This window comes from Pseudoxanthomonas fibrivorans (assembly GCF_041464125.1).
GTDB lineage: Bacteria > Pseudomonadota > Gammaproteobacteria > Xanthomonadales > Xanthomonadaceae > Pseudoxanthomonas.
Genome location: NZ_JBGNUG010000001.1, coordinates 2,435,108 through 2,458,838 on the forward strand (window position 1 = coordinate 2,435,108; position 23,731 = coordinate 2,458,838).

20 protein-coding genes are annotated in these 23,731 nt (G+C 71.6%); 7 read left to right on the forward strand and 13 right to left on the reverse strand.

Annotated features, from left to right (window positions below; translation table 11 throughout):
• Nucleotides 1–72: 72 nt before the first annotated feature.
• The 4 genes from ACA089_RS11275 to ACA089_RS11290 all read right to left on the reverse strand — a co-directional run bounded on the left by ACA089_RS11275 (nt 73) and on the right by ACA089_RS11290 (nt 6,533).
• Nucleotides 73–1,599, reverse strand: coding sequence for a tryptophan halogenase family protein (locus tag ACA089_RS11275; protein WP_372016826.1), 1,527 nt, complete (start codon nt 1,597–1,599; stop codon nt 73–75).
• Between the two features lie 11 nt (nt 1,600–1,610).
• Entirely contained in the window at nt 1,611–2,627 is a 1,017-nt protein-coding gene (locus ACA089_RS11280) for a cupin-like domain-containing protein (RefSeq protein ID WP_372017763.1), read from the reverse strand.
• The gene (locus tag ACA089_RS11285) at nt 2,614–3,321 is read right to left on the reverse strand and encodes a SapC family protein (protein WP_372016828.1); all 708 of its coding nucleotides are present in this window, start codon (nt 3,319–3,321) and stop codon (nt 2,614–2,616) included. Before ACA089_RS11285 ends, ACA089_RS11280 begins: the two co-directional genes overlap by 14 nt.
• 179 nt (nt 3,322–3,500) lie before the next feature.
• A complete protein-coding gene (locus ACA089_RS11290; RefSeq protein ID WP_372016830.1) occupies nt 3,501–6,533 on the reverse strand; it encodes a TonB-dependent receptor in 3,033 nt (1,010 codons plus the stop codon).
• A gap of 605 nt (nt 6,534–7,138) precedes the next feature.
• Between ACA089_RS11290 and ACA089_RS11295 the strand changes: the two genes are divergently transcribed.
• Nucleotides 7,139–9,376 carry a S9 family peptidase gene (locus tag ACA089_RS11295; RefSeq protein ID WP_372016832.1) on the forward strand — a complete coding sequence of 746 codons (2,238 nt, stop codon included), beginning with the start codon at nt 7,139–7,141 and terminating at the stop codon, nt 9,374–9,376.
• Nucleotides 9,377–9,419: 43 nt separating this feature from the next.
• Here the strand turns inward: ACA089_RS11295 and ACA089_RS11300 are convergent, their stop codons facing one another.
• Nucleotides 9,420–9,920 carry a hypothetical protein gene (locus tag ACA089_RS11300; RefSeq protein ID WP_372016834.1) on the reverse strand — a complete coding sequence of 167 codons (501 nt, stop codon included), beginning with the start codon at nt 9,918–9,920 and terminating at the stop codon, nt 9,420–9,422.
• 211 nt (nt 9,921–10,131) lie between these two features.
• Here ACA089_RS11300 and ACA089_RS11305 point away from each other — a divergent pair, with 211 nt between their 5' ends.
• Both ACA089_RS11305 and hemB read left to right on the forward strand, forming a co-directional pair.
• Nucleotides 10,132–11,049, forward strand: coding sequence for a bestrophin family protein (locus tag ACA089_RS11305; protein WP_372016835.1), 918 nt, complete (start codon nt 10,132–10,134; stop codon nt 11,047–11,049).
• A 62-nt stretch (nt 11,050–11,111) separates the two neighbouring features.
• Nucleotides 11,112–12,101: a porphobilinogen synthase gene (hemB, locus tag ACA089_RS11310; RefSeq protein WP_372016837.1), complete on the forward strand. Its 990-nt coding sequence runs from the start codon at nt 11,112–11,114 to the stop codon at nt 12,099–12,101.
• Nucleotides 12,102–12,105: 4 nt separating this feature from the next.
• On the opposite strand, the gene ACA089_RS11315 is transcribed toward hemB, so the two are convergent.
• Nucleotides 12,106–12,996, reverse strand: coding sequence for a TolB family protein (locus ACA089_RS11315; protein WP_372016839.1), 891 nt, complete (start codon nt 12,994–12,996; stop codon nt 12,106–12,108).
• Between the two features lie 50 nt (nt 12,997–13,046).
• Here ACA089_RS11315 and aroE point away from each other — a divergent pair, with 50 nt between their 5' ends.
• The 4 genes from aroE (at nt 13,047) to ACA089_RS11335 (ending at nt 16,647) form a co-directional block, all read left to right on the forward strand.
• Nucleotides 13,047–13,895: a shikimate dehydrogenase gene (aroE, locus tag ACA089_RS11320; protein ID WP_372016841.1), complete on the forward strand. Its 849-nt coding sequence runs from the start codon at nt 13,047–13,049 to the stop codon at nt 13,893–13,895.
• A 140-nt stretch (nt 13,896–14,035) separates the two neighbouring features.
• The gene (locus ACA089_RS11325) at nt 14,036–14,482 is read left to right on the forward strand and encodes an anti-virulence regulator CigR family protein (protein WP_372016843.1); all 447 of its coding nucleotides are present in this window, start codon (nt 14,036–14,038) and stop codon (nt 14,480–14,482) included.
• Nucleotides 14,483–14,558: 76 nt separating this feature from the next.
• A complete protein-coding gene (locus ACA089_RS11330) occupies nt 14,559–15,734 on the forward strand; it encodes a P1 family peptidase (RefSeq protein ID WP_372016845.1) in 1,176 nt (391 codons plus the stop codon).
• A 127-nt stretch (nt 15,735–15,861) separates the two neighbouring features.
• Nucleotides 15,862–16,647, forward strand: coding sequence for a ThuA domain-containing protein (locus tag ACA089_RS11335; RefSeq protein WP_372016847.1), 786 nt, complete (start codon nt 15,862–15,864; stop codon nt 16,645–16,647).
• 9 nt (nt 16,648–16,656) lie between these two features.
• Here ACA089_RS11335 and ACA089_RS11340 read toward each other — a convergent pair whose 3' ends face one another.
• From ACA089_RS11340 to ACA089_RS11370, 7 genes are read right to left on the reverse strand one after another with little or no spacing between them, the layout of a single operon-like run.
• Nucleotides 16,657–16,890, reverse strand: coding sequence for a hypothetical protein (locus ACA089_RS11340; RefSeq protein WP_372016849.1), 234 nt, complete (start codon nt 16,888–16,890; stop codon nt 16,657–16,659).
• A gap of 36 nt (nt 16,891–16,926) precedes the next feature.
• On the reverse strand, nt 16,927–18,228 hold the full coding sequence (locus ACA089_RS11345; protein WP_372016851.1) for a DUF58 domain-containing protein: 1,302 nt from the start codon (nt 18,226–18,228) through the stop codon (nt 16,927–16,929).
• 40 nt (nt 18,229–18,268) lie between these two features.
• Nucleotides 18,269–19,264, reverse strand: a complete 996-nt coding sequence (locus ACA089_RS11350) for an AAA family ATPase (protein WP_372016853.1) — start codon at nt 19,262–19,264, stop codon at nt 18,269–18,271.
• Nucleotides 19,261–20,409 carry a DUF4350 domain-containing protein gene (locus tag ACA089_RS11355; RefSeq protein WP_372016855.1) on the reverse strand — a complete coding sequence of 383 codons (1,149 nt, stop codon included), beginning with the start codon at nt 20,407–20,409 and terminating at the stop codon, nt 19,261–19,263. The genes ACA089_RS11350 and ACA089_RS11355 overlap by 4 nt, the downstream gene beginning before the upstream one ends.
• The gene (locus ACA089_RS11360; RefSeq protein WP_372016857.1) at nt 20,406–21,929 is read right to left on the reverse strand and encodes a DUF4129 domain-containing protein; all 1,524 of its coding nucleotides are present in this window, start codon (nt 21,927–21,929) and stop codon (nt 20,406–20,408) included. Before ACA089_RS11360 ends, ACA089_RS11355 begins: the two co-directional genes overlap by 4 nt.
• Nucleotides 21,919–22,932 carry a stage II sporulation protein M gene (locus ACA089_RS11365; RefSeq protein WP_372016858.1) on the reverse strand — a complete coding sequence of 338 codons (1,014 nt, stop codon included), beginning with the start codon at nt 22,930–22,932 and terminating at the stop codon, nt 21,919–21,921. Before ACA089_RS11365 ends, ACA089_RS11360 begins: the two co-directional genes overlap by 11 nt.
• A gap of 28 nt (nt 22,933–22,960) precedes the next feature.
• The gene (locus ACA089_RS11370; protein ID WP_372016860.1) at nt 22,961–23,698 is read right to left on the reverse strand and encodes an RDD family protein; all 738 of its coding nucleotides are present in this window, start codon (nt 23,696–23,698) and stop codon (nt 22,961–22,963) included.
• Nucleotides 23,699–23,731: the final 33 nt, after the last annotated feature.

Genomic DNA, 23,731 nt, shown 5'->3' on the forward strand with positions numbered 1-23,731 from the left:
TGGCCGGTGCCCTTGAACCGGCGATGGCGTGCCGGTTCATGCGCCACGCGAAGCGCGCGGCGGCGGCGCGGCTCACACCGCCTGCAGCACAGCCTCGGGTACCGGTGCGGGCGCGTAGCTGCGCATGTAGTCCATGTGCATCGGCATCTGTCGCACCGTGTCGAGCACGTTGCCGCGGACATCGCCCAGGAACCGGGTCAGGTCCTCGCGGCTCATCACGTCGGCGGTCGGGTGGTAGCGCTTCGGCTGGATGCCCTGCCCCAGCATCACCTGGACCCAGGAGTTCACGCCGAACAGTTCGCCCGGCACGTGGTAGACCTCGCCGGTCTCGCGGAACAGCTCGATCCGGTGCCGCAGCGTATCGGGGATCTTCATCTCCGCGATCTCCTGCCAGTACGGCGAATCGCGCCGGTCGCTGACGTGGTAGTGCATCACCACGAAGTCGCGCACGTGCTGCAGCTCCTCGTTCAGGCGCGCGTTGTACTCGTCGACCGCCGGCTGGGTGATCACCTGCGGGAACGTCTGCAGCAGGCGAACGATGCCGCGCTGGATCAGGTGGATCGTGGTCGATTCCAGCGGCTCGATGAAGCTGCCGGCCAGGCCCAACGCCACGCAGTTCTTCGCCCAGCACTGCGCGCGCTGGCCCGGCCTGAAGCGCACCGGCCAGGGCTGCTTGATCACCTCGCCCTCGATGCTGCCCAGGAACTCCGCGCGGGCTTCGTCATCGCTCATGTGCCGGCTGGAATAGACGATGCCGTTGCCGACGCGGTGCTGCAGCGGGATCCGCCACTGCCAGCCGGACTTGCCGGCGATGGCGCGCGTGTAGGGCACCGCGTCGCGCACGGCCGTGGTCTGGGTGGCCAGCGCGCTGTCGTTGAACAGCCAGTGCGACCAGTCGGTGAAGCCCACCCCCAGGGCCTTGCCGATCAGCAGCGCGCGGAAGCCGGTGCAGTCGATGAACAGGTCGCCCTCGATCACCTCGCCGCGTTCGAGCTTGAGCGAGGCGATGCAGCCGTCGGCATCGGTGGCGACGTCCACGATCTTGCCTTCGACCCGCTTGCAGCCATGCCGCTCGCTGAAGCCGCGCAGGTAGCGCGCGTACAACGCCGCGTCCATGTGGTAGGCGTAGTTGACGTGGTAGCGCGGCAGGTGCGAGAAACGGTCCTGAAGCGCGGCCTGCAGCTCGATGCAATAGTCGCTGTACCCGCTGGCGATGCCTTCCTTGCGCCCGCGCAGCCAGAAGTTCTGGAAGCCCGCCGACCAGTGGTCCTTGCCGCTGATGCCGAAGGAATGGATGTAGCGGTGGTTCACGTCCTTCCAGTTCTCGAAGGAGATGCCCAGCTTGACCGTGCCCTGCACCGCGGCCATGTACTCCTGCTCCTTGATGTCGAGCAGGCGGTGGAAGGTGACCAGGGTCGGGATCGTCGCCTCGCCGACGCCGACGGTGCCGATCTCCTCCGATTCCACCAAGGTGATGTCGAGCGTCTTGCCGAGGACCTTGGACAGGGCGGCGGCGGCCATCCAGCCGGCGGTGCCGCCGCCGGCGATGACGACGCGCTTGACGGGACGGGGCGTGATCACGGATTCGGAATCGGTCATGTCGTGGATACTCAACGGTCCAGGCGCCTGAGCAGCAGCGCCCTGAGGTGGCGCACGCGGGCCTCGTCCATCGGGGCGAGCGCCCGGCGCGCGGGTTCGGGAATGTGGCCGGCGGCCTCGGCCTCGTCGTAATCGAACACGTAGTGCGCGAACACGTCCTTCCAGATCGCGCGCTCGACCGGCGGCAGGTCGCGCACGCTCATGATCGCCAGCATCAGCGCGTTCATCGGCGTGTCCATCCACGCCGGGGACTGCCGCCACCAGTAGTTGACCAGTACGTTGAAGGCTTCCAGCCCCTCCATGTGGTGCCACCACATGCTCGGGATCAGCACGGCATCGCCCGGCTCGAGCACCGCGCCGCGCGCATGGCGCAGGGCTTCGGCGAACTTCGGGAAACGGGCGTGGTCCGGCGCGTGGAAGTCGACCAGGCTGACCGCCTGCCCGGCGGGCGTATGGTCGAGCGGCCCGATGTAGAGGTTCTCCAGCTGCGACGGCGGGAACAGCGTCACCCGCCGGCGTCCGGCGACCACGCACGCCAGGTTGTCCGGCACGTCCTGGTGGGCGGGGATGCGGCTGCGGTTGCCGATCCAGATGCTGGCCAGCGGATCTCGGCCACCCAGGTCGATGGCGTTCTCGCCGCGGAAGCCCGGCAGGAACGTGTCGACCGTGGTCGAGGCAACGTAGATCGATGGCGGCGCCGGATCGTCCAGGTACTTGCGCAACGTGTCCAGCGCGACCGCCAAGGGGATCTTCTCGCGGCGGAAGTTGAAGCCGTCGATGTCCTCGTCGTAGAACACGCGGCCGGCCGCCTCCGGCGGGGCCACGGTGGCCACGACCGGCATGCCGCCGTGGTCGAAACGCTTCAGGTAGGCGATCGCGGCCGGCACGGACCGACGCGCGGCCTGGACCATCGGCCATCGTCCGACCAGGTCCCGCAGCACCAGCGGCTCGGGCGAGCGCAGCACTTCGTCCGGCAGCGCATCCGGCGCCAGGCCGGCGATCTCGCGGATGGGCTCAGCGACCGGCAGCACGGCGGCGGTTCATGCGCTCGATCAGGTCGCGGAAGCGCGACAGCGAGGCCAGCACCATGAAGATGGGCAGCAGGTGGCCTTCTCGGGACAACTGTTCGAGCGCGGCGCCGTCCAGGGCCTGGAGCCGTCGTTCGTCGATGGTGTGGAAGCCGGCCAGGCGGTTGTCGGAACCGTCGTCCAGGCGGATGTCCAGGACGAACGATTCGAGCAGCTGGTGCGACTGCAGCGCCTCGACGAACGCAGGGGTCGCGAGGACGCCGTCGTGCAGGGCGAGCAGCACCGAACGGATGCGCTCGAGGTACCCGGTGCCGCCGCCATGGTCGTGGAACAGCGCTTCGCCACGTCCGCTGCGGACGCGCGGATGGTCCAGGTCGATGTGGACGAGGCGTTCTTCGCCCGAGACGCCTATCAGGAAGGGCTGCCGCTGGACCGAAAGGGGCACGTAGCCGGCGTCCCAGCGGTCGCCCTGCAGGAACAGGTTCTCGTCCTGCCGCAGGCCGAGCAGGGCCAGCGGCTGGAAGCCGCCCGCGGCATCTCGGTGGAACACGATCGGGTAGTGCGCCTGCAGGTCGCGGAACTCCGCCGGGAACGTGAGGGCGACCATGACGTCGTCGCCGAGCGCCGCGCCATGCCCGGCCTCGACGTGCAGGCCGCGGTGGTCGGCATTGTTCAACAGGACGTGCTGGCTCATCGGCTCACGTGTCGTCGGGACGCAGGGCGCCGCGTCCTGCGGCATCGTGCCCGATCCATGGGCCCGAAGAAAGCCGGGCCCGTGTGTGCGGGCCCGTGGAATGGAGGGCTGCCGGCGGCAGCCCTCCCGACCGCGCGACCTGGGAGGCATCGCGCGGCCCTGACGCCGGAGAGGAGGCGTCAGAAGCGGTAGCGCACGCCGAACATGTAGCGCGGACCGGTCTGGGTGGCGAAGCGCACCATGTTCTCGTGGCGGGCGTGGATGCGCTGGGTCTCGTCGGTGAGGTTGATGCCTTCCAGGCTCAGCGTCAGGTTCTCCATGACCTCGTAGCTGACGATCGCATCGACCTGCCCATAGGCTTCCGTCCAGTTCGGGTTCGGCGGAGTGCCGCCGCCGCCGATGCCGTTGAGGAACTCGTCGCGCCAGTTGTACGCCACGCGCACCTGCCAGGCGTTCTTGTCGTAGAACGCCACCAGGTTGGCCGAGTCGCTCAGGCCGACCATCGGGTACTGCGTGCCGAGGTCGCTGTTGTCGAAGGTCAGGCCGGAGTCCACCTTGGTGTAGTTCGCGGCCAGGCCGAAGCCGGACTCGCCGAACACGTGCTGGACGTTGACCTCGAAGCCGTCGAGGTGGTCGGACCGCTGGTTGGCCGGGGTGGTGATGTCGAACCCGGCGATCGGGTCGCCCGGCTGGCCGACGATCGTGCCGGTCCGCTCGCCGGCCGCGTTGGTCCCGGTCATGGTGACGCCCGGCTGGCCGTTGAAGGTGTCGAAGATGTAGTTGCGGATGCAGACCATGTCGCCCGCCGAGCAGCCGGCGCCGGTGGGGCCGCCGTTGGCGAGCGCGGCGTTCCAGTACGCGCCGCCCACCGGCGTGTGCAGGTCGAATGGCGTCTCGCGCACGATCGTGTCGCTGATGAAGTTCTTGATGTTCTTGCGGAAGTAGCCGATCGAGGCATAGCTCGATTCGCCGTAGTACCACTCCAGCGACAGGTCGAAGTTGCGCGAGAGCAGCGGCTCCAGCGCCGGATTGCCGCTGCTGCCGTCGCCGCCGTCGACGCGGACGATGTTGGCCAGCCGCTGCCCGCCCTGGATCTGCTGCCAGCCCGGGCGGCCGATGGTCTCGCTGTAACTGGCGCGGGCCACCACCTCGTCGGTCACGTGCAGCGCCAGGTCCAGGTTCGGAAGGAAGTAGTCGTACTCGCCCTCCAGTTCGGTGAAGCCCTGGCCCGGCTCGTACGTCACGTACATCTCGTTGGCCGAGTCCCAGGAGATGCCATTGGCGATGCGCACCAGCGCCGACGAATCGACGTCGGTCTGCTCGTAGCGCACGCCGGCCGCCACGTCCAGCGGCATCGACCAGTCGAAGCTGGTCGTCCACTGCACGTACGCACTCTTGGACTTCTCGGTGGTGCGCAGGTCGTCGGTGAACTGGGTCGGCATCTCATAGCAGCTGGCGCAGCCGGAAGCCGCGATGGCCGCCTGGCGCAGGCGCTCGAAGTCGAACACCAGGAAGCCGTCGGTCCAGTCGATGTTGCCCGGCTTGCCGAAGCTGTCGAAGTAGCGCGACATGTTGTCCGGGGTGAAGATGCTGTCGTCGTAGTCGGCCGGCGTGCCCACGCCACCCCACGTATCGCGCTGCATCACCGCCGCGGCGGTGCGGTTGTTGACCTCGGTGGCGGCGATGCCGAAATCCAGCCCGGAGTAGTCGCCGAACTTGAAGCGTCCGTCGGCCTGGAACTGCTCCACTTCGGACTTGTTGTAGCTGTTCTGGAAGACCGAGCCGGTGACCAGCGCGGCGGAGGCCGGCGGCGACGCCATGCCCGGCGGCAGGACCACGTTGATGATCGGGATCTCGCCGCTGTAGTCGACGGTGGTGTTGCCGCGCACGTAGGCGGCCATGCCCAGCACGCCGGCCGAGCCGAGGTGGCTGTCGGGACGCGATTCGGCGCTGGAGTTGTGGTAATCGAAGGACAGGCTGAGCGCGTCGTTGACCTCCCACTCGACGTTGAAGCCGAGCGAGTCGCCGCTGTTCTTGGTCGCCAGCTGCATGCCGCCCATCGACAGGTCGGCGTTGTTGTATTCCTCTTCGTAGATGATCGGCGCGGCGACCGGGCCGTCGGTCCAGGAGCTGTCGCCGGCGGTCTGGCTGAACCACACCGACAGTTCGCTGCGCTGCTGCTGGACCTTGTTCTCCATGTACGCGTAGTCCAGCGTCGCGGTGACGCTGTCGTTCGGCGCCCACTGCATGGTCAGCTGGCCGTTGGTGCGCTGCCGTTGCACGCCGTTGACGCTGTAGGCGGTGTTCTGCGGACGGGCATAGACGTCGTCCGGGCCGGGACGGTTGGTGATCCGGTCCGAGTAGCCCTGGCCCGGCTGCGGCAGTGCGTTCCAGCTGTTGGAGTCACCGGGGAAGGTGATCCAGCCGTCCGCGACGCTGGCCTGGCTGTAGCCGGACTCGCGCTCCTGGTAGCTGCCGCTGAGCATGATGCCGAAGGTGCCGTCGGCGTAGGTGTTGCTGAAGATGCCCGACACTTCCGGCGTGACGATCGCACCCGGGTAGCTCTGCGGCAGGTTGCGGGCCGAGGTGTCGTGGACCGCCTTGAAGCCGACGCTGGCCAGCGGCTCGCTCAACTCGAGCGGACGCACGGTCTTGACGTTCAGCGTCGCGCCGATGCCGCCGGTCGGCAGCTCGGCGCGGCCGGTCTTGTGCACTTCGATCGCGGAGATCGCCTCGGCGGCGATGTTGGCGAAGTCGAAGGAACGCGAGTTGGAGGTGCCGCCGCCGCCCGGGCCGAGGTTGGACGCCGGCATCTGGCGGCCGTTGAGCAGCACCAGGTTGAAGTCCGGGCCTACGCCGCGGACAGTGACCTTGGAGCCTTCACCGCTGGACGTGCGGTCGATCGACACGCCGGAGATGCGCTGCAGCGCCTCGGCCAGGTTGGTGTCGGGGAACTTGCCGATGTCCTCGGCGACGATGCCGTCGACGATGCCCTGCGCGTCGCGCTTGAGGTTCATCGACGAGGTGAGGCTGGCGCGGATGCCGGTCACCACCACCGTATCCAGCTCGGTGGGGTCGGCGCTGGCGCCAGGCGTGGCGGTGGCGGCCTGCGTGGCCTGCTCCTGCGCGGCGACGTGGGCCGCCGGCGCCAGGGCCAGCAACAGTGCCGATGCGAGCAGCCGCTTCTTGGGCATGGCTTGCACGTGCTTCATGGATCTTCCCTCCCGGAATCACACGAATAGATATGAGTTGTGGCCCGCGACTGTCCCCGGACAGTGCGCCGACGCGGCGGATTAGAGGCCCCGTCTGACAGCGTTGTCAAACTTCGGCGTGGCCACCCCGCCGGATTCCCCAAAAAGCGCAAAAACTCCCGCATCCTGATGTTGCGTGGCAACAAAGAACAGCGCTGTCATGCGCAAAAACGGCAGGGAGGTATGCCGGTATGGTAGCGCTAACCATTTGATTTGGCTAGCAGCCCTGTCTGGGTCGCCCGTCAATGTCAAGAACTTCGGACCTGGGCAGGGCCGCCGCCAGAGAGCGCCAATGGGGCTCGAAGGCAGACCGATGCGCGTCGGACCGTCACTTCGGTTCTTGTAAACATTTATGCTGTTTTGGACGATGTTCAATGGAGATGCCGCCATATTCCCCACGGGCCATGATGCTATGTCGACAACGCTGTCATGCAGCAGGACAGGGGATGCTGTCCATCGGACATCGGGAGGACAGCGGACAGGACGCTGCGGACAGGGGGAGTCCTGCGGGCACCCGTGACGCCCCTACTACAATCCGCATCAATGGAATCGCTCCGGACCCACGCATGCGCCCCGCCCTGTCGGTATTGCTGATGACCCTGCTCGCCACCGCTCCGCTCCACGCCGCGAAACTGACCCTGGAGGCCATCACCGGACCGGCGCCGCTGTCCGGGCCGACCCTGATGAAGCCCCAGGTTTCGCCGGACGGCGCACGGGTGACCTTCCTGCGGGGCAAGGACGGCGACCGCAACCGACTGGACCTGTGGGAATACGACACCGCCAGCGGCCACACCCGCCTGCTGGTGGATTCGAGCGTGGTGCTGCCCGGCAACGAGACGCTCAGCGACGAAGAGAAGGCGCGGCGCGAGCGCCAGCGCATCGCCGCCTACTCCGGCATCGTCGACTACCAGTGGGCGCCGGGCGGGCGGGCGCTGCTGTTCCCGCTCGGCGGCGAGCTCTACTACTACGATCTCGACAGGACCGGCAGCGCCGCGGTGCGCAAGCTGACCCGCGGCGCGGGCTTCGCCACCGATCCACGGATCTCGCCGCGCGGCGGCTTCGCCAGCTTCGTGCGTGGACGCAACCTCTGGGTGATCGACCTGGCCACCGGCAGGGAGATCCAGCTCACCCGCGACGGCGGTGACGCGGTCGGCAACGGCGTGGCCGAGTTCGTGGCCGACGAGGAGATGGACCGCCACACCGGCTACTGGTGGGCGCCCGACGACAGCGCCATCGCGTTCGCGCGCATCGACGAATCGCCGGTGCCGGTGCAGAAGCGCTACGAGGTCTATGCCGACCGCACCGACGTGGTCGAGCAGCGCTATCCGGCCGCGGGCGACGCCAACGTGGCGGTCCGGCTCGGCGTGATCGCCCCGAAGGCCGGCGCGAAGCCGGCCTGGGTGGACCTCGGCGAGGAGCAGGACATCTACCTGGCGCGGGTCGACTGGCGCGATCCGCAGCGCCTCACCTTCCAGCGGCAGTCACGCGACCAGAAGCGGCTCGACCTGGTCGAAGCGAGCTTGGCCACCGGCAGGCAGCGCATCTTGGCGACCGAGCGCTCGGACACCTGGGTGCCGTTGCACAACAGCCTGCGCTTCCTGCCCGACGGGCGCTTCCTGTGGTCGTCCGAACGCAGCGGCTTCCAGCACCTGTACCTGGTCTCGGAGGACGGCGCGGCATCGACGCCGCTCACGTCCGGCGAGTGGGTGGTCGACGAAGTGCTCGCGATCGATCCGAAGGCGGAATACGTGTGGTTCGCCGGTACGCGCGATTCGCCGCTCGAGAAGCACGTCTACCGCGTGCCGCTGGCCGGCGGCGCGGTGGAGCGCCTGTCGCGGGAACCGGGCATGCACGCGGCCAGCTTCGCGCGCAACGCCAGTGTCTACGTCGACAGCTGGTCGGCCCCCGGCACGCCACCGCAGATCGAGCTGTTCGGCAGCGACGGTACCCGCCTGGCCACCCTGCTGCGCAACGACCTGGAAGATCCGGCGCATCCCTACGCGAAGTACCGCGACGCGCAGCGCCCGGTGGAATTCGGCACGCTCACCGCTGCCGACGGCCGCACGCCGCTGCACTACAGCCTGATCAGGCCGGACGGTTTCGATCCGGGGAAGAAGTACCCGGTGGTGGTGTTCGTGTACGGCGGCCCGGCCGCGCAGACCGTGACCCGGGCCTGGCCGGCGCGCAGCGACGCACTGTTCAACCAGTACCTGGCCCAGCGCGGTTACGTGGTGTTCTCGCTGGACAACCGCGGAACACCCCGCCGCGGGCGCGACTTCGGCGGCGCGCTGCATGGCAGGCAAGGCACGGTCGAAGTGGACGACCAGCTGCGCGGCGTCGAATGGCTGAAGTCCCAGGCCTGGGTGGATCCGGCACGGATCGGCGTGCACGGATGGTCCAACGGCGGCTACATGACGCTGATGCTGCTGGCGCGCACGGACGCCTACGCCTGCGGCGTAGCCGGCGCGCCGGTCAGCGACTGGGGGCTCTACGACACCCACTACACCGAGCGTTACATGGGCCTGCCCGCGTCCAACCCGGACGGCTACCGCGAGGCGCGCGTGCTCGCCCACATCGACGGCCTGGTCGGCGAGGGCGCGCCCAGGCTGTTGCTGGTGCACGGCATGGCCGACGACAACGTGCTGTTCACCAATTCGACCGCGGTGATGTCCGCGCTGCAGCAGCGCGGGCAGCCGTTCGAGATGATGGCCTACCCGGGCGCCAAGCACGGCCTCTCCGGCAAGGACGCATTGCACCGCTATCGGCTGGCGGAGGACTTCTTCGCCCGCTGCCTGCAGCCGTAGCCATCGGCGTCCGGCGCCGGCCTGGGCCGGACGCCGCGCTTCGTCAGCGCGGCCGGGTCGGCGTGGCGGGCGCGGGCAGGGCGTCGGTCGCGGGCGCCGCGGCCGGACCCGACTCGGGCATCGTCGGCACCGCGCCCGGCGGTACCCAGATCGCCATGCCGACCGCCTTGCGCTGCTGGGTGGGAATGCCGATGCCGACGCCGCCGTAGGAACTGCTGCCCCAGCTGCCGCCGCCCACCGACACGCCGCCACCGGACGAGCCGGACGAACCGACGCCCATCAGCACCACGCCGTTGGCGCCCAGCGCCGCGGCCTCGGCCTTGAGCCGGGTCACCGCCGAATCGGTCTGCCCCTGGGTGCCGAAGCCGATCGCGCTGCTGGCCTCGATCTGGGCGATTTCCTGCGACCCGACCGGGACCACGGTATAGAGGCGGACCTGCGCGGGATCGATGGCGGGGCGGGCCTGGCCGACCATGACCTTGGATGCCCCGGCGCAGCCGGACAAGGCCAGGACGACGGCGACGGTGGCGATCAGTCGGTGCATGGCAATCCCCCTGGAGTCGGTGGAGCGGCCATGTTCGGACGCCCCGGGTGAATCGGCCGCGAACCCGCGGCGACGCTTCCTGAATCGTTGAATCCCCGCTGCGCCCGGCGTCGGCGCGGTCCCGTCGGGCGGTACCGCCGGCAACCGTCGCCGATCGCGCGCGCAACGGCTATCGTGCGCGGCCTTCCGCCGCCCCGCAACTCGCCCTCCGATGATCGTCCGACCCCGTCCCCGCAGCTGGCAACTGCTCTACATCATGCGCGGCTCCATCGTTCCGGCGATCGCGCCGAAAGTGGCCGTGATCTTCCTGCTCGGCCTGGCCTTGTCGCTGCTGGCCGAGCGCGTGCCGCTGCCCGGCATCGACCGCCTCGGGGTGGCGCCGTTCACCCTGCTCGGCCTGGCCCTGTCGATCTTCCTCAGCTTCCGCAACAACGCCTGCCACGAGCGCTGGTGGGAAGGCCGCAAGCTGTGGGGCCAGCTGGTCTACGAAAGCCGCAGCCTGGCCCGCGAGTGCAATGCGCTGCTGGCCGACGACCCGCGGCTGCGCGCTCGCGTGCTTCGCCTGGCCACCGGCTTCGCCCACGCGCTGGCCGCGCGCCTGCGCGATGGCGACAGCCGCGCCGCGGCAGCGCCCTGGGTGGATCCGGAGTTCGAGGCGGACCTGGCGGCGCGCGACAACGTGCCGGACGCCCTGCTCGCGCTGGCCGCGCGGGAGCTGGCCGCTCCGCTCCGCGATGGCCGCCTGCCACCCTACCTGTACGCCGTGTTCGAGGCGCGGCTGACCGCGATGTCCTCCATCCAGGCCGGCTGCGAGCGGATCCTGACCACGCCATTGCCGTTCGCCTACACCCTGCTGCTGCACCGCTTCGCCTGGCTGTTCTGCGTGCTGCTGCCGCTCGGGCTGGTCGGCGCGCTCGGCTGGGCGACGCCGTTCGTGTCGGCGCTGCTGGCCTACGCGTTCTTCGGCCTGGACCGGCTCGGCGACGAGCTGGAGGACCCGTTCGGGCTGGAGCCCAACGACCTGCCGCTGGACGCGCTGGCACGCACGATCGAGATCGACCTGTTCGACGCGCTCGGCGAGCGCCCGCTGCCGGCACCGCTGGAGCCACGGGGGTACGTGCTGCGCTGAGCGGCCGGGGCGTGCCGGAACCGGGGGCGTATCATGGACGCCTGTTTTCCGCGGAGTCGCCGATGAGCTTCCCCCACGTCCGCCTGCGGCGCATGCGCCGCGACGACTTCTCGCGCCGGCTGATGCGCGAGCACGTGCTGACCAGCAACGACCTGATCTACCCGGTGTTCGTGCACGAGCAGACCGGCCGCGCGCCGGTGCCCTCGATGCCGGGGGTGGAACGGCTGTCGATCGACGAACTGCTGCGGGTGGGCGAGCAGGCGCTGGAACTGGGCGTGCCGGTCCTGGACCTGTTCGGCGTGCCGGACGCGGCGGCCAAGACCGCCGACGGCCGCATCGCCTGGGACGAGGACGGGATCATCCCGCGCGCGATCCACGCGCTGAAGTCGCGCTTCCCCGAGCTGGGCGTGATGACCGACCAGGCCCTGGACCCGTACACCACGCACGGCCAGGACGGGCTGATCGACGAATCCGGCTACATCCTCAACGACGCCACCATCGAAGCGCTGGTGAAGCAGTCGCTGGTGCATGCCGCCGCCGGCGCAGACATCCTCTCGCCGTCGGACATGATGGACGGGCGCATCGGCGCGATCCGCGGGGCGCTGGAATCGGCCGGTTTCATCAATACCCGGATCATGTCGTACGCGGCGAAGTACGCGTCGGCGTTCTACGGCCCGTTCCGCAGCGCGGTCGGCAGCGCGGGCAACCTCGGCAAGGGCAACAAGTTCACCTACCAGATGGACCCGGCCAATTCCGACGAGGCGCTGCGCGAGGTCGAGCTCGACATCGCCGAGGGCGCGGACATGGTCATGGTCAAGCCGGGCCTGCCCTACCTGGACGTGATCCGGCGGGTGAAGGACGCGTTCGGCGTGCCGACCTTCGCCTACCAGGTCAGCGGCGAGTACGCGATGCTCAAGGCCGCCTCGGCCAACGGCTGGATCGACGAGAAGGCCTGCGCGATGGAAGCGCTGCTGGCGTTCAGGCGCGCCGGCGCCGACGGCGTGCTGACCTACTACGCGCTCGACGCCGCGCGCTGGCTGCGCGAGGGCTGAGCGCTCAGCCGCCGGATGCGGGCTGGCATCCGTCCTGGCCGCGCACGGTCGGCAGCACGATCCGGTAGATGTCGGTCTTCCCGGCCTTCGGCGAACGCGCCGTGCCGGTGACCGTGCCTTCGCCCGGCCGCGAGGGATCGGCCACCGGCGCACGCGTGTAGCCGCCGTCGGTGTTGAACGACAGCGTCCACGGCTCGGCCCCGGCGTACTTCTTCCCATCGCAGGCCGACACGTACAGCCGTGCGGTGCCAGCCGCTTCGTCGCCGCGCGAGAACAGCAGCGCCCGCCCGCCGTCCAGCCAGGCCGCGTCGATCTCGTCGGCGGCAGTGTTGGCGCCCGCGATCGGCACCGCCGCGGCATCGCCCTCCAGCGGCGCCCGGTAGAGGTCGTAGCCGCCCTCGCCACCCCGCCGGTCGCTGGCGAATACCAGGCCGCGCCCGTCGGCGGAGGGGGTCGGCGAGCGCTCCTGGCCACGGCTGTTGATGCCGTCACTCAGCCGCTCCGGGCTGCCGAACCCGCCATCGGCCCGGACCGCCACCCGGTACAGGTCGCGGCCGCCGGCGCCGCCGGGCCGGTCGGAGACGAAGTACAGCCAGCGCCCGTCGGCGCTGAACATCGGTTCGGCTTCCAGGGCCGGGGTGTTGAACGGCAGCGGTTGCGGGTCCAGCCAGCGTTTGTCCTCGTTGCGCGCCTGCCACAGGTCGCCGCCGCCCGGCCCGCCGGCGCGGTCGCTGCCCCACACCATGCGCCGGCCATCCGGGGACACCGTGCCGCGCAGTTCGGCGTCGCGGGTGGACACCGTCCAGATGCCCTCGATGCCGTACTCGGCCAGCTGCGCCAGCGCGGGGCCCGGGAGTAGACTGATGGCGACGGCGACGCCCAGTGCACGCTTCATGGTGTTCGCTCCCGGCAGGCTTTCCTCATTCCGCGGATTCTTACCACGCCATGTCCATCGCCCGATACGCCGTCTTCGGCCATCCGATCAGCCATTCGCTTTCGCCCCGCATCCACGCCACCTTCGCCCGCCAGCTCGGCATCGCCCTGGAATACGCCGCCATCGACGCGGCCCCGGTCGAGTTCGCCGCCACGCTCGAGCGCTTCGCCGGCGAGGGCGGGCGCGGAGCCAACGTGACCCTGCCGCTGAAGGAGGCTGCCTTCGCCCTGTGCGCGCGCACCACCGACCGCGCCCGTCGAGCCGGTGCGGTCAACACGCTGACCCGCAACGACGGCCACTGGCACGGCGACAACACCGACGGCGCCGGCCTGGTGCGCGACCTGACCGGCCGCCAGGGCCTGGACCTGCGCGCGCGCCGCGTGCTGCTGCTGGGGGCCGGGGGTGCCGCCCGCGGGGTAGCGCCGGCGCTGCTCGATGCCGGCATCGGCGAACTGGTGGTGGTCAACCGCACGCCCGAACGCGCCGATGCCCTGGCCGATGCGCTCGGCGAGCCGGCGCGCGCCCACTCGCGCTACTGGCAGGACCTGCGCGAGCTCGGCGATTTCGAGCTGATCGTCAACGCCACCTCCGCCGGGCGCGGCGAAGGCGCCGGCTTCAGCGCCCCACTCTCGCTGGTCAACAGCCGCACCCTGGCGGTGGACGTGAACTACGGCGAGGCGGCGATCGACTTCCTGGCCTGGGCCCGCGCAGCCGGCTGCCACGACGTGGTCGACGGTCTGGGCATGCTGGTCGAGCAGGCGGCCGAGGCCTTCGAGCAGTGGCACGGCGTGCGGCCGCAGACCGATGCGGTCTACGCGGCCCTGCGCGAGCGCGACCCGGTGCTGGTGACGGCGGACTAGCCGTCCGTGCCCGGACGCTGAACCGAAGCCCAGCGACAAGGCGGTTCTTCGACTCCGTTCACGGCGCCGCGGGGCGGCGACGGGTATCTAGCGCATACCCGCGGCGTCGAGCGCCGCCCACGTCCGTCAGGAAACCGACCATGAAACGTGCCATCGCCCTTTCTTCCCTGATCATGGCCGGCCTGCTGGCCGTACCCGCACTCGCCGCGCCGCCGGAGGGCAAAGGCCACGGCAAGGGCCACGGCAACGGCAAGCCGACCCATGAACATTCCAGCCCGTCCGGCGTGCGCGTGGACGCCGATGTCGGCGGCCTGGTCTCGGTCAGCATCGGCACGGGCGACGCCCGCCGCATCGCCGAGCGCCACGGCTACGTCGGCTACGCCCCGCTGCCGCCGGGCATCCGCAAGAACCTGGCCCGCGGCAAGCCGCTGCCGCCGGGCATCGCCAAGAAGATGGTGCCGGGCCCGATGCTGCGCGACCTGCCGGTCTATGCCGGCCACGAATGGCGCGTGGCCGGCGACGACCTGATCCTGGTGTCGCTGGGCAGCGGCCTGGTCGTCGAAGTGATGGGCGACATCTTCCGCTGACCGCGGCTCCCGCCATGCCGTCCGGCGAGCATGCCGCCGGACGTGCGCGGGCGGCCGCAGCGGCTAGCATGGCCGCATGAGAATCCCGCCGACCCCGCTCCTCCTGACCTGCCTCGTCGCCGGCCTCGTCGCTGGCCTCCCGGCCGGCGCGCTCGCCGCCGATGCCGCCGCGCGCCCGCGGGCGCGCGAGGTCGGCATCGCCATCGGCACGCTGCCGCCGGGTCCGCGCAACGCGATCACGGACGTCGAGGGCGTCGGCGTCGGCCATGCCACTTTCGCGCAGGGCACGCGCTTCAACACCGGCGTCACCGCGATCGTCCCGCACCGCGGCAACCTGTTCCGCGAACGGGTCCCGGCGGCGATCGTGGTCGGCAACGGCTTCGGCAAGCTGCTCGGGGTGACCCAGGTGCAGGAGCTGGGCGAACTGGAAACGCCCGTCCTGCTGACCGGCACGCTCGGTGTCTGGAAGGTGGCCGACGCGATGGCTTCGCACCTGCTCGCGCAGCCGGGCATGGAGCAGGTGCGCTCGATCAACCCCGTGGTCGGCGAGACCAACGATGGCTGGCTCAGCGACATCCGCGCGCGCCCGGTCGGCGCCCACCAGGTGGAGCAGGCGCTGTCGCGGCTCTCGTACGCCGAGGTCGAGGAGGGCGCGGTGGGCGCGGGTGCCGGCACGGTCGCGTTCGGCTGGAAAGGCGGCATCGGCACCAGTTCGCGCCGGCTCGGGGCCGCCCAGGGCGGCCATACCGTCGGCGTGCTGGTGCAGAGCAACTTCGGCGGGCACCTCACCGTCGCCGGCGTGCCGGTGTGGAAGGCGCTGCCCGACCCGGCCGCCGTCGCCCGCACGGTGCAGCCGCCGCCGTCCACCGGCGACGGCAGCATCATGATCGTGGTCGCCACCGATGCGCCGCTCGACCCCGCCGCGCTGCGCCGTCTGGCCACGCGCGCGCTCACCGGCCTGGCCCGCACCGGTTCGGACATGTCCAACGGTTCGGGCGACTACGTCATCGCCTTCTCCACCGCCGCGCAGAACCGCCGTCGCGGCGGCGCGCCGGTGCAGCCGGCGGCCAGCGTCGCCAACGACGCGATGACCCCGCTGTTCCAGGCCGCCGCGGAGGCCACCGAGGAAGCGATCCTCAATTCGATGCTGCGCGCCGGGACCGTGCATGGCCACCAGGGCACGGCAGCGGCACTGCCGCTCCAGCCGCTGCTGCAGGCGCTGGATGCGGCCGGCGCACGGACAACGCCCTGAGCACGGGCGCCGTGGCCGCGCCGGTCCCGAGGCGGTGCGCGCGCCCGCGACGCGCCGGCATAGGCGCGGGCGCAAACGGAATAGGTCGATCGCTCCATCGTCCGCGGCGCGCGGCTAGGATCAGCCGATGAAACGCCTGCTGATCGCCTGCCTGCTGATCGCCGCCACGTTCGCGGTCCCGGCCCTCGCCGAAGGCCAGTTCAAGGTCCTGGTCGTGGCCATCCCCAACCGCTACCACCACGACTACGCGGTGGTGGCGAAGCCGCGGTTCGAGCAGATGGCGCAGCGGCACGCCTTCGAGATGGACTGGAGCTGGAACCCGTCGCCGTTCGACGGCGACCTGTCGAAGTACGCGGCCATCGTCCTGCTCAACACCCCGGGCGACGAACTGCAGGGCGCGCAGCGCGGCGCGCTGGAAGCCTACGTGCGCGGCGGCGGCGGCGTGGTCGCCGTGCATCGCGCGCTGATCTCCAACCCGCCCGGCGGATGGCCGTGGTTCGAGCGGATGGTCGGCCGCACGTTCCGGATCCACCCGATGGTGCAGACGGCGACCGTGCGGGTCGAGGACGCCTCGTTCCCCGCCGCCTTCGGCCTGCCGTCGCGCTGGATCTGGACGGACGAGTGGTACGAGTTCAACCCGCCGCTGGTCCGCGGACTCAGGACCGTGCTGTCGGTGGACGAGCGCAGCTACGACCCGACCCGCATCTGGCCCGGCCAGAGCGCCCGCGGCATGGGCGCCGTGCATCCGGTCGCTTGGTACCACGCCTACGACGGCGGCCGCGTGTTCGTCACCGCGCTGGGCCATACCCCAGCGCTGTACGACGACCCGCTGTACCTGGAGCACCTCTACGGCGGGCTGTGGTGGGCCGCCACCGGCAAGGGCATCGAACCGGCGGCGCCCGCCGGAGGCTGACGACTGCGATCAGCTGGCCGAAGGCCGGTACAGCGCAGCATTGATGCAGGCGAACACGCTGACCACGAACCAGCCGAACGGCAGCAGCGAGAGCGTCAACAGCCAGGTCACGGCGAACGCGACGCAGGCCACCACGAACCACAGGATCGCCGAGAGCACCCGGCCCTGGATCAGCTGGCCCAGGCCGGGAACGAAGAAGCTGCACAGCGCGGCAATCACGTTGCCGGTCGAACCCTGTCCCATCGTCCGTTCCTTCCCTGCGTGGATGTCGGCCACAGGCTACAGCAGTCCGTCGCGCTTGACCGCCAGGTAGCGCTCGACCAGCGCGGCGGGGAGGTCGGCCGGCGTCACGTCGAGGGTCAGAACCCCGTGCTGACGCAGCGTGTCGTGCGCGGCGGCGCGCTGCCGCAGGTAGTGCGCGGTCGCGCCGAGGGTGACGGCCGCGTCCAGGTCGGCGACCTCGCGGACGTCCAGGGTGGCGTCCAGCACCTGTTCCCGCAGGCTGGCCACGCAGACCAGGTGGCGGCGCTGCAGCAGCCGCACGGCAGCAAGCAGTTCCTCGCTGTCCTCGTCGCGCACGTTGGTCACCAGCATCACCAGCGCGCGCCGCGGCTGGCGCCGCGCCAGCTCGCCGGCCAGCGCCAGGTAGTCGGTCGCCACCGCCTCGGGCTGCAGGTCGTAGCTGGCGCGCAGCAGGGCGTCCAGCGCACCCGTGCCGCGCCGGGGCGGCACCCAGCGCGACGCGCCGCCGCCGGCCATCAGGCCGACGGCGTCGCCCTGGCGCAGGCCCAGCCACGACACCACCAGCGCCGCGTTGAGCGCGTGGTCGAAATGCGACAGCCCGCCCTCGCTGGCCAGCATGCGCCGCCCGGTGTCGACCACCAGCAGCACCTGCTGGTTGCGTTCCTCCTGGTATTCGCGCGACACCAGCTTGCGCGCGCGCGCGGTGGCCTTCCAGTCGATCCGGCGCAGGCTGTCGCCGACCCGGTACTCGCGCATCTGCTGGAAATCGGTGCCCTCGCCGCGGCGCCGGCGCACGTGCGCGCCGACCACGCGGGAGGCCTGCTCGGCGCTGAGCAGCGCCAGCCGCGCCAGCGGCGCGAAATCCGGATACACCCGCACGTGCCTCGGGCTGCCCACCACGCGCGACTGGGTCCACAGCCGCAGCGGCGACGCCATCCTCAGCTGGGTGCCGGCGAACTCCGCCAGCCCGCGCGCGGCGGCGTCGATCCGGTAGCGCAGCACCGCGGCCTGCCCGGGGACCAGTCGCACCCGCCGCGGCAGGCCCTCGGCCGGCCAGCCGGCCGGATGCAGGTCGAACACGTCGAGTCGTTGCCGCCGCGGCGAGGCGAGCTGCAATTCGACCTCGCGGCCGTGCCCGACCGGCAGCGCCTCGGGCAACCTGCGCTCGACGGTGGGCGTCGGCTGCAGCCGCAACAGCACGGCATCGAGCCCGGCCAGCGCCGCCAGCCCCGCCGCCGTCCACCACCACGCGGCCATGGGCGCGACACCGGCGAGCGCCAGCGCGCCGACCGCCGCCCAGGCGACGAGCAGCAGCATCGATGCCGGCGTCGGCCTCACCGCCCGCCCCGCCCCGCCGGCCAGCACGCGCCGCGCATGCTCACTGGCGCGGCGCCTCGACCCGCGCCAGCAGGCCGGTCAGCACGTCGTCCACCGACTGGCCGTCGATCTGCAGTTCCGGGGCCAGCGTGATCCGGTGGCGCAGCGCCGGCAACGCGATCGAGCGCACGTCGTCGGGCGTGGCGAAGTCGCGCCCGCCGAGCACCGCCTGCGCGCGCGCCGCACGGACCAGGGCGATGCTGCCGCGCGGACCGGCGCCCAGCGCGATCCCCGGCGAGGTGCGGGTCGCCGCCACGATCCGCACCGCATAGTCCAGCACCGCCGGGTCGACCGCGACCCGGGCGGTGCCCGCCTGCATCGCGCGCACGTCCCCGGCACCGAGCACGCGGCGGACCTGCGACAGCTCGAAGTCGCCCGCGCTGCCGCCGCCGGTGGTCGCCTCGACCAGCCGCTTCTCGTCCTCGAGTTTCGGATAGCCGATCAGCACCTTGAGCAGGAAGCGGTCCAGCTGCGCCTCGGGAAGCGGGTACGTGCCCTCCTGTTCGACCGGATTCTGCGTGGCCAGGGCCATGAATGGCGGCGCCAGCGAGAACGAGCGGCCTTCGATCGTGACCTGCCCTTCCTGCATCACCTCGAGCAGCGCCGACTGGGTCTTGGCCGGGGCGCGGTTGATCTCGTCGGCCAGCAGCAGGTGGGTGAACACCGGACCGCGGCGGATCTTGAAGCTCTCGGTCTTCGGGTCGTAGACCGCGTGGCCGCTGACGTCGCTGGGCATCAGGTCCGGGGTGAACTGCACGCGCGCCCAGTCCAGCTCCAGCGCCTGGCCCAGCGCGCGCACCAGCAGGGTCTTGCCCAGGCCGGGCACGCCCTCGATCAGCACGTGGCCACCCGCGAGCAACGCGACCAGCACTTGGTCGAGGGCCTCGTCCTGGCCGATGAACGCCCTGGCCACCTCGTTGCGCACCGCCTCCACGCGCTCGCCGAGGGCGGTGCCGGTGATCGGCAGGGTGTCGTCGGATGCGACGGTCTCGTTCATAGGCGGCTCCTCATCTGGACCAGGGCGCGCACGCGCGCGAAATAGGTGTGGCGGTCTTCGGTGCCGGTGCGGCTGAGCGCATCGCGGACCATGGCATGCGGGTACTGCAGGTGCTCGGCGAGCGCGTGCACGCGCGCTTCGCCGGACAGCGCGGCGATCGCCGGTTGGCGCCGCCGCAGCCGGGCCAGGAACGCCTCGCGCACGGCCTCGTGGAGCAGCGATGCCTGGCCCCGGCGCAGCAGCAGCGCGCCGCTGGCGCGGAGGTGCTCGTGCAGCGAGCGGCGCGGCACCGCGGGCGACGGCAGCCACGGGCCGAAGCGCTGGCTCCGGCGCCAGAGCCAGCCGGCCAGCACCAGGGCCAGCGGCAACCACAGCGGCCAGCCGTCGCGGGCCAGCCGCCACCACAGCGAATCGCGCCGGGTGTCGTGGACCAGGTGCACGGTGCCGCGCCCGTAGTTGGGTCCCAGCAGCTGGCGTGCCATGGCCTGGTGGGTGGGCTCGTCCAGCGCGTCGTTGCCGAGGACGTCGAAGTCGGCGAGGACGTCGACATGGCCCCGGCCATGCGCCAGCCTCGCGTAGGCGTAGCCGCCGTCGGCATCGCCCCAGGCCAGCCGTGGCGGCCGCTGGTCGCCATCGAGCAGGAACCGCCAGCCTCCGCACAGCTCCACATGCGGCTCTTCCCCGGCCACCTGCAGTGCGGCGCATCCCGGCGCGCGCAGGCGGTCGACGCCCAGCGCCCTGAGCAGCGCCGGAGGCGCCGGCGGGTCGTCACCGGCGACGGGGTCCGGCGGCGGCGTACGTACCAGCAGGTGGCCACCTCGCTCCACCCAGGCCAACAGCGCCGCGACCTGGCGGCGATCGGACAGGACCGAGGCATCGCCGTGGAGCAGCACGGTGTCGGCCGGGGCGCCGGCGAAGCGCTCCGGTTGCAGGCGCTGGCGCGTTTCCGCGACCACGCCATCCGCACGCAGGGTCTCGCGCAGGGCGTACAGCGGGTTCCATGCCGCTTCGCCACGCGGCGGCAGCGGCTCGCGGTGCTCGACCCGCTCGTGGGTGTGCCGGAACCACGCCACCGCGGCGGCGACCACGGCGATCGCGGCCAGCGAAAGCGCCGTGCCCAGCAGCCAGGTCTGGGTACGCGTCACCGGCGCCACTCCCATTGCAGGCTGGCGGCCTCGAGCAGCGATTCGAATTCCTGCCGCGCGGGAAAGCGCCCGGCGTAGGCGGCGTATTCCCACGCCCGCACCACGCGGCCGAACAGTTCGCGCGCGGCGGCCACCGGCAGCTGCCGCGAGGCGCGCAGGCACTGGGCTTCGGTCGCTCCGGGCGGGAGTTCGATCCGCGCCTGCCGCGCCAGGGCGTCGACGCTCCCGCGATAGACCAGGGCCAGCGCATCACGCATCCGGTCTTCGTTCCACAGCCTAAGCGCGACGGCGGGAATGTCGTCGGGCAGGGCTTCGGGCACGGCGGCCAGCGCCACCGCCTGCGCCGGTGCCGGTGCCGGCGATGCAGGCGTGCGCGCGCCGGACCCGCGCAGCCAGGGCCACCAGCGCGGAGCGGTCAGCGCCACCAGCAACAACAGCAGGCCGGCGAGGATCCACAGCCCCCACTCGCCGATGAGCGACAGGACCGCCAGCGGGCCGGAGAAGTCGAGGCCGTCGCGCTGTTCGGGCGCCGGTTCCGCCTTCTTCTTCGGCCGCCATTGCACGACCGTGCGTTCCCCGCCCAGGGGCGGAGCGGCGTACACGCGACCGGCCGCTTCGCGGAAACGCGCGTCGTCCACGCGCTCCGGCCCGAATACCTGCTCGAGCGTGGCAGGCGCCTGCTTCCCGGCCTGCTGGGCGAGGACCGGCACGGGCGCCAGCAGGACCGCCAGCACCACCGCGGCGCCGGCCGACGCCGCCTGCGCGACCAGCCGCTCGCGCAGACGGCGGAACGCGAGCTCGACGTCCCAGGCTTCGGTTTCGGTGCGGCGGTTGAGGTAAAGCCCGAAGCCGGCCGCGACATGGAACGGCGCGACCACCGACATCGCCAGCCAGGCGGCCAGGTTCAGGCCGACCTGCATCCAGCCGGGCATTCCGGCCGACAGCACCGGGCCCAGCGACCGGAACGACGCAGGCAGCAGTTCGGCGGGGATGGCCATGAACACCGACGCGATCGCGCCGAGCGCCAGCGCCAGCTCGAACAGCCAGCAGGTGCAGGCCAGCAGCGCCGCCTGGCCGTAGGCGGGGCCGCCGACCACGCGGCGGCGTGCGCGCCGCTGCGCGGCGGTGGTGCCCTCGAGCATGTCCACCGGCATCAGCAGCGCGCGCGCCGGCGAGAACCGCCGCCACAGCAGGTAGGCCGGCATCGCGGCCATGCCGAACGACCGCTGCGCGCGCAGCGTCTCGGCCGTGCCCGGCGAGTGGCCGAACACGCCACGCGACAGCACGTACAACGGAATGCGTTCGAACAGCGGCTTGAGCCACCACACCAGCACCAGCGCCAGCCATGGCCGGTCGAGCCACCAGGCTGCGGCATTGACCGCGACCAGCACCGGCACCGTCGCCAGCAGCCACGGGCGCCAGACGGCGCCCGCGTGACGGCGCAGCAGCGCGGTGCCCAGCTCCATCGCTTCCCACGACGAGCGCGGGCGCAGGGCGACGTCCAGGTCCTCAGGGCGCATCGGCACCGTCCTCCACCACGCCGTGCCCGCCGCGCCACAGCCAGCCCAGCACCAGCGTCCACAACAGGGCCGATACCGAATACTTGATCCACGCCGGGATCGACTGGGTCGAGGACCAGAACGCCTCGACGAACGCGGCCAGCAGCAGCATCACCGCCACGCCCAGGCACAGCCGCGCGCCGATGCGTCCGGCGCGGACCAGCGCGTCGCGGCGCCGGCGGCGGCCCGGCGCGACCAGGTCCACGCCCAGACGCAGGCCGGCACCGCCCGCGATCACCAGCGCGGTCAGCTCCAGCGGGGCGTGGCCGGCGACGAAGCGCCAGAACGGATCGCCGTGGCCGATCGCCTGCAGGTGGCCCGCGACGGCGCCGATGCCCACGCCGTTGGCGAGCAGCACCAGGATCGTGCCGACGCCGGCGAGCAGGCCGCCGGCGAACGTGCGCAGGCCGATGCTGATGTTGTTCATCACGTAATGGCCGAACATCTGCCAGTCGCTGCCGCTGTCGCGGCCCAGGGCGTGGCGCGGGTCGGCCGGGTCGAACATCGCCTCGACCTCGGCGATCCGGCGCGGATCGAGCAGCTCGTGCACCAGCTCCGGCCGGAACTGCAGCAGCACGAACAGGCCCACCAGCGGCCCCGCGAACAGTGCCAGCGAGGCCCACATGCAACCGGCCTGGCTGCGTACCAGCTGCGGGAACCCGGCGACCAGGAATTCGGCGGCGCGATGCCAGCGCGGCGCCGGCGCGCGGTACAGGACCGCATGGCCGCGCTGCATGAGCGCCTGCAGCCGTTCCAGCAGGGGCGTGCTGTAGCCACGCCGGCGCGCCAGCGCCAGCTGCTGGCACAACCGGCGGTAGCGCGCCGGCACCTCGCCATCGTCCACGCCGACCGGGACCGGCGGGGGCCCGCCCCGCCGGCGGGCGCGTTCGCCATGCGCCTGCAGCCACTGCTCCAGCGCGTCCCACTCGGCCTGGTGGCGGGCCACGAACTGTTCCTGCTTCATCGGCCGGCCCCGGCGCGCCACGGGTGCATCAGCGCCGCCCCAGCAGCCAGGCGGCGATCCCGTGGAGCCTGCGCACACCCTCGTCCCCGGCGCTTCCGGTCAGCGGATACAGCAGCGCCGCCAGCTCGGCCTGGCGTCCGGCCGACAGGTGCGAGGCGCGTTCGCCGAACGCGACCAGGGCCGCCTGCTCGTCCGGCAGCAGGCGGCGGGCGGGCGCCCGCGGCACGGTAGGAGACAGCTGCACCCCGGCCGGACGCGGCAGCACGTGGACCACCACGGTGTCGGCGACCAGGTCGCCAAGCCGGCGTCCATCGCGGTCGCACAGGCAGGCGACCAGGCCGGTGGCGTAGCCGAACGGCAGCATGTCCACCGTCCGCATCAGGTTGCGCACCACGGCCGGCAACCAGCCGACGGGCGCGCCATCGCCGGCGACCACGCGCAGGCCCAGCGCGCGCTTGCCCGGCGTCTGCCCGTTCCAGGCCGCCTCCAGCACGATCGGATAGGCCCAGGACACGAGGAACAGGCCGACCAGGTACAGGCCTTCGCCCAGCCCGCCGAGCACGCCCAGGACCATCGCCAGCGCCAGCACGATGGCGGCGCGCACGGCCAGGTCGACGAGCCAGGCCAGCGCGCGCGGTACCGGCCCGGCCGCGGGCAGGTGCAGCGACACGCCCTCGGGCGTGAGCACCTCGCGGTAGGTGTCGAGCATGGGCACCGCGCCGCGGCGGGCGGCCGCCCCGTGCCCGGCAGCTTCCTGTGCCGGCATGCATTCCCTCGTGGTTCTCCCCGCCGCGACTGT